Source organism: Lacinutrix sp., from assembly GCF_037625555.1.
GTDB lineage: Bacteria > Bacteroidota > Bacteroidia > Flavobacteriales > Flavobacteriaceae > Lacinutrix.
Genome location: NZ_JASJHV010000132.1, coordinates 1 through 11,521, shown reverse-complemented (window position 1 = coordinate 11,521; position 11,521 = coordinate 1). Strand labels below are relative to the sequence as shown.

Here is an 11,521-nt window from a genome sequence, read left to right as displayed (position 1 = left end):
TTACCTACAATACAATCGTGCGCAACATGGCAATACGCCATTATTAAACAATTGTCACCAATAACAGTTTTCATTCTATCTGTTGTACCTCTATTAATAGTAACACATTCTCTTATGGTAACATTATCGCCAATAATGGTTAAAGTATCCTCATCGTCGTACTTTAAGTCTTGTGGGACTGCTGAAATTACAGAACCTGGGAAAATACTGCAGTTTTTACCTATTCTAGCACCTTCCATAATAGTTACATTACTCCCAATCCATGTGCCTTCACCAATGGTAACATTATTATAGATTGTAGTAAAAGGCTCTATAACTACATTTTTAGCTATTTTAGCTCCAGGATGTACGTATGCTAATGGTTGGTTCATTTTTGTAAAACTATTTTAATTTATAAAAATGTATTTGCGATTTAAACTTTACATTAATTATAAAACTAAAGTGATCGCTCATTTCGTAAAATTATTATTTTATTTTTGATATTTGCGCCATTAGTTCTGCTTCTGCGCATAATTTTCCGTTTGCATATGCGTAACCTTGCATATGACATATTCCACGTCTTATTGGTGTTATTAAAGAACACTTAAAAATTAATGTGTCTCCTGGAACTACCTTTTGCTTAAATTTAACTTTGTCCATTTTCATAAAAAATGTTAGATAGTTTTCTGGATCTGGCACTGTGCTTAAAACTAAAATACCACCTGTTTGAGCCATTGCCTCTACTATAAGAACGCCTGGCATTACAGGTGCTCCAGGAAAATGCCCTTTAAAGAACTCTTCGTTCATGGTTACATTTTTCATTCCAATAACTTTATTCTCCGTTAGCTCAAAAACTTTATCAATTAATAAAAATGGCTGCCTATGTGGTAGCATATCCATTATTTGATTAACGTCCATTAATGGTGGCTGATTTAAATCTACCTCTGGAACATTATTACGTCTTTCGTTTTTAATAAGCTTAGACATTTTTTTTGCAAACTGAGTGTTTACAAAGTGTCCTGGCTTATTCGCTATTACTTTTCCTATTATTCTTGTTCCTATTAACGCTAAATCACCAATTACATCCAGTAGTTTGTGTCTTGCAGCTTCATTAGGATGATGTAAGGTTAAATTATCTAGAATACCATTAGGATTTACAGCTATATTTTTTTTATTAAAAGCAATTTGTAACTTTTGCATTGTTTCTGGAGACAGTTCTTTATCAACATAAACTATTGCGTTATTTAAATCTCCTCCTTTTATTAAACCATGTTCTAAAAGTGATTCTAATTCATGTAAAAAACTAAAAGTTCGAGAATCTGAAATGTCTTTTTTAAAATCTGACAAACGGTTTAAAGTTGCATTTTGAGTACCTAACACTTTAGTTCCAAAATCTACCATTGTAGTGACCTGGTACTCTTTAGCTGGCATAACTAATATCTCGCTACCAGTTTCTTCGTCTGTGTAAGAAATAACATCTTTTACAACATATTCTTCTCTATAGGCATCTAACTCTACTACTCCTGCCTTCTCTATTGCTTCTACATAGAATTTTGAAGAGCCATCCATAATTGGTGGTTCTGAATTATCTAATTCTATAATTGCATTATCGATATCTAAACCAGTAAAAGCAGCTAAAACATGTTCACATGTTTGTATTGTTACTCCATTTTTCTCTAAACAAGTGCCACGTTGTGTATTAGTTACGTAGTTTGCATCTGCTTCTATAACTGGACAACCCTCTAAGTCTATTCTCTTAAAAGAAAATCCGGAATTAGCTGGAGCAGGTTTAAATGTTAGCGTAACGTCTTTTCCTGTGTGTAATCCTACACCAGTTAAAGACACATCTTTTTCTATAGTTTTTTGCTTAATTTCTGAATTAACTATTGCCATTTACTTTTTTTTCTAATTCATTTATTGTCTGGACAAGTGTTGGTAAATTTTTAAAATGCACATATGATTTTACATAATTACCATAATCTATAGCTGGCGATCCATATAATTTTTCGCCATCTTTAACACGATGTCCTATTCCTGTTTGTGCTTGCACTCTAACATCATTACCAATAGTTAGATGTCCAGCAATTCCTACTTGTCCACCTATTAAACAACGCTTTCCAATTTTTGTAGAACCAGCAATACCTGTCTGTGCTGCTATTACTGTGTTTTCCTCTATTTCCACATTATGTGCAACTTGAATTTGGTTGTCTAGCTTTACACCTTTTCTTATTAGTGTAGATCCTAATGTTGCTCTATCTATTGTCGTTGCAGAACCAATATCTACATTATCTTCTATAACAACATTTCCAGTTTGTGGTATTTTTTGAAATTCTCCATTTTCATCTGGAGCAAATCCAAAACCATCAGCACCAATAATTGCTCCACTATTTATAATACAATTGTTACCTATTTGAGTTTCAGAATAAATTTTTCCTCCAGAAAAAATGGTTGTATTATCTCCTATTGTTACATTATCGCCAATGTATGCATGTGGATAAATTTTAACATTATCACCTAATTTTACATTTTCTCCTAAATATGAAAATGCACCTAAGTAAACATTTTCTCCATATGAAGCAGTTTCAGACGTAAAGCTAGGTTGTTCAATTCCTACTTTATTATTTTTTACTTGATTGTAATATTCAAGCAGTTTTGAGAACGATTTGTAAGCATCATCAACTTTGATTAAAGTTGCTGTAATTTCGTGCTCTGGCTCGAAATCTTTATTTACAATAGCAATAGTTGCTTTTGTAGTATATATATAGGGTATATATTTAGGATTAGCCAAAAAGGTTAATGCTCCTTCTACTCCTTCTTCTATTTTCGATAATTTAGAAACTTCTGCTTGAGGATTCCCTTCCACTTCGCCTTCTAAAATACCAGCTATTTGTTCTGCTGTAAATTTCATCTCTTGCAAAAATAGAAAAAATGTATCATATATTGTTGGTTGTTTAAAAGTTGTTTGGCACTACTAGTCTTAAAAACGGCTTAGCTAAAGTATAACATCCCATTTGAGGTTTTTAAAGATTTCTATAATTAAACATAAAATTTAACAAAAGAACAAGAATTAAGCTTTAGGGTAGCATTTGTAATATTTAGTTATAGGTTTTGCTAAAGCTTTTAGGTTTAACTGGTCACTGGCTTTAACTATATCTTCAGTCTTTCCGTTTTTGTGCAAAATAGTAATACCTTGCTTCTTTCTTGTATAGGCTTGATTAGAAATCTCTCCTGTAAAAACAAAATAATCTGCTTCTGCATCAGAGATTGAATACTTATTCATTAATTCTTTTTTATGCTGAATTAATATAGAAGGTTTTATAGGTTTTTTCTTTATTTTAACTTTTAATAAATCTCTATTTATAATCATCTCACAAAGATTTTTTAGTATAAAATCGTCATGATATTGCCATTCTTTCATTGCCGAAACAATATCGTAATCATCTAATTTTGCAAACGTTTCTAAACTTTCAGTATTAAAGAGGTCTAGTGTTATTTCTTCATTTAAAAAATATTGAAGCGCTTTGCTTGCTGGTAATTGCTCACCTTTCTTTGTTAATTCCTTAGCACGTTTTAGCACTCTAATTAACAATTGTTCTGCTGTTAAGCTTGTTTTGTGTAAATAAACTTGCCAGTACATTAAGCGTCTAGCAACTAAAAATTTTTCAATACTATAAATACCTTTGTCTTCTACTACTAATTTTTCGTCTTTTACATTTAGCATTGTTATTAAGCGTTCGCTATTTATATTTCCTTCTGCAACTCCTGTATAGAAACTATCACGCTTTAAATAGTCTGCTCTATCCATATCTATTTGACTAGAGATAAGCTCGCACATGAACTGACGAGGATATTCGCCTTTAAAAATTTGAATAGCCAACGTTAAATCATTGTTAAATTCTGCATTGAGTTTTTCCATAAAAAGCAAAGAAATTTGCTCATGAGAGACACCATTTACAATACTATGCTCCATTGCATGAGAGAATGGTCCATGTCCAATATCGTGCAATAAAATAGCAATATATAATGCATTTTTTTCGTTATCACTAATTTCAACACCCTTAAAACGAAGCACTTGTACTGCTTTTTGCATTAAATGCATACAACCAATAGCATGGTGAAAACGTGTGTGATGTGCACCTGGATAAACCAAATAACTCATTCCCATTTGGGTGATGCGACGTAGCCTTTGGAAATACCGATGTTCTATTAAATCGAAAATTAACGAATTAGGGATTGTAATAAATCCGTAAATTGGGTCGTTTAATATTTTAAGTTTGTTACTTTTTTGCAAACTGATAATTTTTTCACTGATTAAGATAAACAAATATACATGGATAAAATAAAAATACTTTGGGTTGACGATGAAATCGATTTACTAAAACCACATATTATCTTTTTAGAGCAAAAAAACTATGCAGTTACTAAGTGTAATAGCGGTACCGAAGCTTTAGAAATTTTAGAAGACGAAAAATTTGACATTGTATTTTTAGACGAAAACATGCCTGGATTAACAGGTTTAGAGACTCTTAATGAAATTAAAGAAAAACAAGACACACTTCCTGTGGTAATGATTACCAAAAGTGAGGAAGAATATATAATGGAAGAAGCAATAGGTAATAAAATTGCAGATTACCTTATAAAACCTGTAAATCCTAATCAGATTTTATTGAGTTTGAAAAAGAACTTAGATCATTCGCGTCTAGTTTCAGAAAAAACAACTTCTAATTACCAACAAGAATTTAGAAAAATAGCTATGGATATGGCTATGGTAAATAGTTACGAAGAATGGGTTGCACTATACCAGAAACTAATTTACTGGGAAATGCAATTAGAAGATATTGAAGATTCTGGAATGTTCGAAATATTAGAATCTCAGAAAAACGAAGCTAATATTCAGTTTGGGAAGTTTATTGATAAAAATTATCCTTCATGGTTTGAGCCCAATTTAGATGCTCCTACTCTTTCTTATAACCTATTTAAAGATAAAGTTGTACCAGAATTAAGTAAAGAACAACCCACACTTTTAGTAGTAGTAGACAACTTACGATACGACCAATGGAAAGCATTCGAGCCTTTTGTAACTAATCACTACAAAAAGAAAACTGAAACTGCTTTTTTTAGTATTCTACCTACCGCAACACAATATGCAAGAAACGCTATTTTTTCAGGTTTAATGCCTAGTGACATGGAAAAAATGCATCCTGAATACTGGAAAAACGATACAGATGAAGGTGGTAAAAACATGCATGAAAACGATTTTTTAATAGCACAACTGAGGCGTTTAGGCCTATCCCATTTAAAGCACAAATATTATAAAATAACTAATTTAAAAAACGGAAAAAAACTCGCAGAAAACTTTAAAGGCACTAAAGACAACGACTTAACAGTTGTGGTTTACAACTTTGTAGATATGTTGTCGCATTCTAAAACAGAAATGGATGTTGTAAAAGAATTAGCATCTAATGACAAAGCTTATCGCTCTTTAACACAAAGTTGGTTTAAAAACTCTCCTTTGTTAGAGATGATTCAACAAGCACAACAAATGGGATTTAAATTAATATTAACCACAGATCATGGTACTATTAATGTTAAAAACCCTTCTAAAGTAATTGGAGATCGTGATACAAGCTTAAATCTTAGATACAAAACAGGCCGTAGTTTAAGCTATGAAAACAAAGATGTGTTGGCTGCTAAAGACCCAAAAACCATACATTTACCTTCTTTATCAATGAACAGTTCTTTTATTTTTGCTAAAAGTGATTTGTTTTTTGCTTATCCAAACAACTACAATCATTATGTAAGTTATTACAGAAACACCTACCAACATGGAGGAGTCTCTTTAGAAGAAATGATAATTCCTTTTGTTGTTTTAAATCCTAAGTAATATTTTTTTAAAATTTGTTTTTTAACTTTGCATCATGTTAGAAATTAATTATAAATTAAATGATTTAGACCAGGTTGCTAAACAAATATTAGAACATGCTACCTCTAAAAAATTTATATTTAAGGCAGAAATGGGAACTGGAAAAACCACTCTTATAAAAGCCTTAGTTAAGGCTTTAGGTTGTAATGATACTGTAAGCAGCCCCACCTTTTCGCTTGTAAATGAGTATCAAGCTAAAAATAAAACAATTTTTCATTTTGATTTATATAGAATAGAAAATGAAACGGAACTTTATGATTTTGGTATTGAAGATTATTTAAATGTAGATGTGTATTTATTTATTGAATGGCCTGAATTGTTAGAAGATTTAGTGTCAGATTATCACAAAATAACAATAAAACAAAAAGGTGATTTTACAAGAACACTGAAAATGACTTCAATTTAATTTTTTTCATCATTCAAGATTAATCAATAACATACTTGTAAACTTACTATTTATTCGTAATTTAATTCACTGTAAAAAACGAATAACAAAACATGGCAAAATCCATTACTCCATTTTCTAAAGCACAACTACTACCACAAGAAGAAACTTTAGAGATTTTAAAAAGCAAAAGCTCATTATTTATTGGTATTCCCAAGGAAACAGCATTTCAAGAAAAGCGTGTTTGTTTAACACCAGATGCAGTTTCTGCAATTGTAAATAATGGACATCGTGTCCTTATAGAGTCTGGAGCAGGAAAAGGATCTAAGTTTAGCGATAAAGATTATAGTGAAAATGGCGCTGAAATAACTAGCGATGTGGCAAAAGTCTACAGCTGCCCAATGATTTTAAAAGTAGAACCACCTACTCTTGAAGAATTAAAGTTAATTAATCCACAAACTATACTCATTTCCGCATTACAACTAAAAACACAATCTAAAAAATATTTCGAAACTCTAGCAAGCAAACGCATAACCGCTTTAGCTTTTGAATTCATTCGTGATGATGATGGAGCCTACCCAGCTGTTCGTGCTTTAAGCGAAATTGCAGGTACAGCATCTGTTTTAATCGCTTCAGAGTTATTAAGTAATTCTAGTAATGGTAATGGCTTAATGTTTGGAAACATTAGTGGTGTTCCACCAATAGAAGTAGTTATTCTTGGAGCAGGAACTGTTGGTGAATTTGCTGCTAGAAGCGCTATTGGTTTAGGAGCAAATGTTAAAATATTTGACAATTCAATTACAAAGCTTCGTTGTGTACAAGCCAACTTAGGAAGAACACTTTACACCTCGACCATTCAACCAAAATACCTAAACAAAGCCTTAAAGCGTTGCGACGTAGTTATTGGCGCTGTTCGAGGTAGAGATCGTTCTCCTGTAATTGTTACAGAAGCAATGGTAGAGCAAATGAAAGAAGGCTCTGTAATTATAGATGTTAGTATAGATATGGGAGGTTGTTTTGAAACTAGTGATGTTACCACACACAAACATCCTGTATTTGAGAAACATGGTGTAATACATTATTGTGTACCTAATATACCTGCTCGTTATTCTCGTACTGCTTCAGCATCTATTAGTAATATTTTTACGCCTTATTTACTTAAAATAGCAGAAGATGGTGGGCTAGAAGACTCTTTACGTATGGATCGTGGTCTTAAGAACGGTCTTTATTTTTATCATGGCATTTTAACTAATCGTGCTGTTGGTGAGTGGTTTAACATGAGCTATAACGATATTAATTTGCTTATTTTTTAAACAATTAAATTTGCTTTTAAAATGCTACTTTAAACCGGTTATATTTCCGAATTTTGCTAAAACAAATACATTCTGAAATCTATTCAGAATAAATAAAAAAACATTTTAAATGAGCTTGCTTAAAAGATTTGGTTATTATTTTGGTGGTTTTGCTATTGGACTAGTCTTATTAGCCTTTTTTTTAAATGGAAAAAAAGCATCTTGCGATTATGGTCCAGACGCAAGAGTCTTAAAAAACATTAGAACAAAAACATTAGAATACTCTACAAATGCGACTGTATTTATGACTTCTAAAGGCATTGATACAACTAAAATAAACTACATACTTTACAAAGGTGATATTAATTTTTCTAAAAGCGATACTAGAAAAAAACCTTGTGGTGTTTATTTTGTAGAAGGAGAAATAGACGGTAAAGATGCTGTACTAACAGTAGAAAACTGCGAGAAAACAACGACAATTGAAAAAATCGAATTTACTGATTAAATCATTTTATAAAAGAATAAAAGCTACTTATGCTTTTCTTCTTTTCATCTCTTTATTTATAAGTGACAACTCACGACCTGTCTGTCCTTCAACACTAGTATTTTCTTCTGCACGACGAATAAGGTAAGGTATTACTTCTTTTATAGGTCCAAAAGGAATTAATTTAGCAGTGTTATACCCTTTTTTAGCTAAATTAAAACTAATATGATCACTCATACCATACAATTGCCCAAACCAAACCGTATTATTATTACGTTCCATTTTTTTTTGTTCCATTAGCTCCATAGCTAGATAAGAGCTAGGTTCGTTATGTGTACCTACAAATACAGAAAAATCTTTAGAATTATCTAATATATAACCTAAAGCAGTATTAAACGTTAAATCTGTATCTTCTTTGGAAGCACAAATTGGAGATGGATATCCTTTAGCTTCAGCACGCTCACGTTCTTTTTCCATGTAAGCACCACGAACAATTTTTAAACCAATTAAATAACTTTTACCTTTTGCGCGATTGTGTAAATTTTTCATATAATCTACACGATCCCATCGATAACATTGCAATGTATTATAGACAGTTAAGCGTTCTGTATTGTAACGCTCCATCATTAACTCTACTAAATCATCTGCAGCATCTTGCATCCAGCTTTCTTCTGCATCAATTAACACGCGTAATTTAGCATTATAGGTTGCTTTACAAATTGCATCAAAGCGCGCTACAATTCTATTCCATTCTTCTTGTTCGTTTGAAGTTAATTCTGCTTTTTTGGATACTTTCTGAAATAAACCAAATCGACCTAATGCTGTAGGTTTCATTGCTACAATATGAATTTCGTCGTGCTCGCTTGCAAACTTTACTAACTCCACCTTCTTTTTTGCAGCAGCATCAAAATCTGCTTCACTTTCTTTTCCTTCAACAGAAAAATCCATGATTGAAGACACTCCTTTTTTATTTAATTTATAGATAACAGGCAAACATTCTTGCTTTGTTTCGCCACCACAAAACTGACTAAAAATAGTGTTTTTTATTAATCCTTTTACAGGTAAACCTAACTTTAAAGACACTAAAGCAACTTTAGAACCAACACTTACCAATGTTGGACTTGCCATGATTTTAAATAAAAAATGTGCTTTTTGTAATTCTGTTTTAGATTTTAAAGCAAAAGCAATCTCTGTATTATTAAAATTTTTTTCAGTACTCATAGAAAGCGAATATATTTAAGCAAATATAAATTAACTAAGTTATATTTCTCCAAAAACGCCTTACTTTTACATCATAATAATTTACTTTTTAATGAAATCAATAACAACACAAGATTGTACTATTCATTTTAATAACTCACGCTATAAATATGTGAATGATCATTTAAAAACTTCAAATTACTCGAAAGTTTTTATTCTATGCGACACAAATACTAATATTGATTGTGTGCCCTTTTTTCTAGCAAATATTGATGCAGATATCGCTTACGATATTTTAGAAATCGATCCTGGAGAAGAATCAAAGAACTTAGATATTTGTTTAGGACTTTGGGAAGCCCTATCTGAATATGGAGCAGATAGAAAAAGTGTTATTATTAATATTGGTGGTGGAGTTGTTACAGATTTGGGAGGTTTTGTAGCATCTACTTTTAAGCGAGGAATAGACTTTATAAACATACCAACCTCTCTATTAGCAATGGTTGATGCCTCTATAGGAGGAAAAACTGGAATAGATTTAGGACATTTAAAAAACCAAATTGGTGTAATAAACACTCCTGAATTAATTGTTGTCGATTCTGCCTTTTTAGGCACTTTACCTCAGTTAGAGATGCGCTCTGGCTTAGCAGAAATGCTTAAACATGGTTTGATTTTTGATGAAAATTATTGGAATAAAATTCAAGATTTATCTAAATCTACAATTGAAGATTTAGATGAATTAATTTATGAGTCTATTATTATTAAAAAAACTATTGTTGAGCAGGATCCAAAAGAGCAAGGACTACGTAAAACCTTAAATTACGGTCACACTTTAGGTCACGCCATAGAATCTTATTTTATGGAGCATGACAACAAAGAGCGTTTGTTGCATGGAGAAGCTGTTGCTATTGGTGTTATTTTAGCCAACTACCTTTCTGTTAAATATTGTGGTTTTTCTGAAGAAAAAAATACAAGCATTAAGCATGTAATTAAGGCTATTTATGGTCATGTAGAAATAAATGAAGTGGACTACGCTCCTATTATCGATCTTTTAAAATACGACAAGAAAAACGAGAATGGAAATGTAAATTTTGTATTATTAGAAGCTATTGGGAAACCTAAAACAGATTGTATTGTAGAAAATGAATCTATAGTTGAAGCTTTTAAATATTATGCTATTTAAATTTTAGGTTATATTATTTTTAATTAATTCAGCATTTTTTATGATTTCAAGTGCTTTTTTAGTTTCAACATTTCCATTATTTAAAGAACCTGGAAGCATTATAAGTCGGCTTTTAGTCTTTCCGTTATTCTGTTTAAAATTTACTATAAAATAACTTCTAGTTAATAATTTTTTAGCTGGCTTAAATTCGACTGCAATTATCTTACTAAAATCTATTACTGATGCTGCACTTAAATTGAGACTGGTTATAATGTTATACACAAGAAAAATAGCAATTCCAAAATACACTCCAAATAAAACCCAGTGGTTATTATTAATCTTGCTGAATGCCATATAAAACAAAAATACTGCTAATACTCCACGAAAAGCAAGTAAACCATAAATACCTTCTCCGCTTTTTAACTTTGCTAAATCACCAATAAAACCTTTTCTATATAACACAATTTTATCTTGTAAAACATGACAATATCCAGTTTTCGTTTTAAAACTATTTTTAGTGCTCACAAATTACAAATAACGTTCTTTTATTATCTCGCAATGGTGTTTTTCATGTCCTGCAATTAAAAAACCTAGTGCTCTAACTGATACTTCTCCACTTCCAGCAACTCCAACGCTTCTTGATGCATCTGCACCAAAAGTGTTATAAAGTGCAATTGTAGATTGCCTTACTAAAGTATACTCCTCTAACAAATCTTCAAGTGTTCTAGTATTAGCATAGCTTTCTTTAGCATAATCGTTTTCATCAAAACCAGCAACTGCTGTTTTGTCTTTTCTTGCAAAACGCATAGCTCTGTATGCAAAAACACGCTCTGAGTCTATTAAATGACTAATAATTTCTTTAACCGTCCATTTATTAGCTTCGTAACTATATTCTAGCTTATCCTCAGGTATGCTTTTAAAAAAACTAATTACGTTTTTTAATCCATCTTCTAATCCATCTACAAGAATTAATTCGCCAATTCTATCAATATAAGTCTGAAAATAAGGTAAAAACTCTCCTTTTTCTAAGTCTGTAACTTTCATAATTAATATTTTACTCTAAAATTTATTGATCTATTTATACTTCACAAAAAAGTCC

At 31.2% G+C, this 11,521-nt stretch carries 12 protein-coding genes; 5 read left to right on the top strand and 7 right to left on the bottom strand.

The genetic code is table 11. The annotated features are described in order from the left end of the window. From QNK89_RS11030 to QNK89_RS11015, 4 genes are all read right to left on the bottom strand, one after another. Positions 1-371 (bottom strand): DapH/DapD/GlmU-related protein (locus tag QNK89_RS11030; protein ID WP_340171144.1); only part of this gene is annotated, 371 nt, incomplete at its 3' end. A gap of 94 nt (positions 372-465) precedes the next feature. Beyond that, entirely contained in the window at positions 466-1,872 is a 1,407-nt protein-coding gene (locus QNK89_RS11025; RefSeq protein ID WP_340171141.1) for a bifunctional UDP-3-O-[3-hydroxymyristoyl] N-acetylglucosamine deacetylase/3-hydroxyacyl-ACP dehydratase, read from the bottom strand. Further along, the gene (gene lpxD / locus QNK89_RS11020; RefSeq protein ID WP_340171138.1) at positions 1,859-2,887 is read right to left on the bottom strand and encodes a UDP-3-O-(3-hydroxymyristoyl)glucosamine N-acyltransferase; all 1,029 of its coding nucleotides are present in this window, start codon (positions 2,885-2,887) and stop codon (positions 1,859-1,861) included. Before lpxD ends, QNK89_RS11025 begins: the two co-directional genes overlap by 14 nt. A 159-nt stretch (positions 2,888-3,046) precedes the next feature. Beyond that, positions 3,047-4,270, bottom strand: a complete 1,224-nt coding sequence (locus QNK89_RS11015) for an HD domain-containing protein (protein WP_340171135.1) — start codon at positions 4,268-4,270, stop codon at positions 3,047-3,049. A gap of 39 nt (positions 4,271-4,309) precedes the next feature. Between QNK89_RS11015 and QNK89_RS11010 the strand changes: the two genes are divergently transcribed. The 4 genes from QNK89_RS11010 to QNK89_RS10995 all read left to right on the top strand — a co-directional run bounded on the left by QNK89_RS11010 (position 4,310) and on the right by QNK89_RS10995 (position 8,084). Further along, positions 4,310-5,863 carry a bifunctional response regulator/alkaline phosphatase family protein gene (locus tag QNK89_RS11010; RefSeq protein WP_340171133.1) on the top strand — a complete coding sequence of 518 codons (1,554 nt, stop codon included), beginning with the start codon at positions 4,310-4,312 and terminating at the stop codon, positions 5,861-5,863. 34 nt (positions 5,864-5,897) lie between these two features. After that, on the top strand, positions 5,898-6,308 hold the full coding sequence (gene tsaE, locus QNK89_RS11005) for a tRNA (adenosine(37)-N6)-threonylcarbamoyltransferase complex ATPase subunit type 1 TsaE (protein WP_340171130.1): 411 nt from the start codon (positions 5,898-5,900) through the stop codon (positions 6,306-6,308). A gap of 92 nt (positions 6,309-6,400) precedes the next feature. Continuing rightward, positions 6,401-7,600 carry an alanine dehydrogenase gene (locus QNK89_RS11000; protein ID WP_340171127.1) on the top strand — a complete coding sequence of 400 codons (1,200 nt, stop codon included), beginning with the start codon at positions 6,401-6,403 and terminating at the stop codon, positions 7,598-7,600. A 109-nt stretch (positions 7,601-7,709) separates the two neighbouring features. Then, positions 7,710-8,084 (top strand): hypothetical protein, encoded by a 375-nt coding sequence (locus QNK89_RS10995; RefSeq protein WP_340171125.1) that lies wholly within the window; start codon positions 7,710-7,712, stop codon positions 8,082-8,084. Between the two features lie 27 nt (positions 8,085-8,111). Here QNK89_RS10995 and QNK89_RS10990 read toward each other — a convergent pair whose 3' ends face one another. Further along, a complete protein-coding gene (locus tag QNK89_RS10990) occupies positions 8,112-9,284 on the bottom strand; it encodes a proline dehydrogenase family protein (RefSeq protein ID WP_340171123.1) in 1,173 nt (390 codons plus the stop codon). 91 nt (positions 9,285-9,375) lie between these two features. On the opposite strand from QNK89_RS10990, the gene aroB reads away from it, so the two are divergent. Beyond that, positions 9,376-10,443, top strand: coding sequence for a 3-dehydroquinate synthase (aroB, locus tag QNK89_RS10985; protein ID WP_340171121.1), 1,068 nt, complete (start codon positions 9,376-9,378; stop codon positions 10,441-10,443). A gap of 3 nt (positions 10,444-10,446) precedes the next feature. On the opposite strand, the gene QNK89_RS10980 is transcribed toward aroB, so the two are convergent. Next, the gene (locus tag QNK89_RS10980; protein ID WP_340171119.1) at positions 10,447-10,947 is read right to left on the bottom strand and encodes a phosphoribosylaminoimidazolesuccinocarboxamide synthase; all 501 of its coding nucleotides are present in this window, start codon (positions 10,945-10,947) and stop codon (positions 10,447-10,449) included. A gap of 3 nt (positions 10,948-10,950) precedes the next feature. Continuing rightward, positions 10,951-11,466 (bottom strand): DinB family protein, encoded by a 516-nt coding sequence (locus QNK89_RS10975; RefSeq protein WP_340171117.1) that lies wholly within the window; start codon positions 11,464-11,466, stop codon positions 10,951-10,953. Between the last annotated feature and the right edge of the window lie 55 nt (positions 11,467-11,521).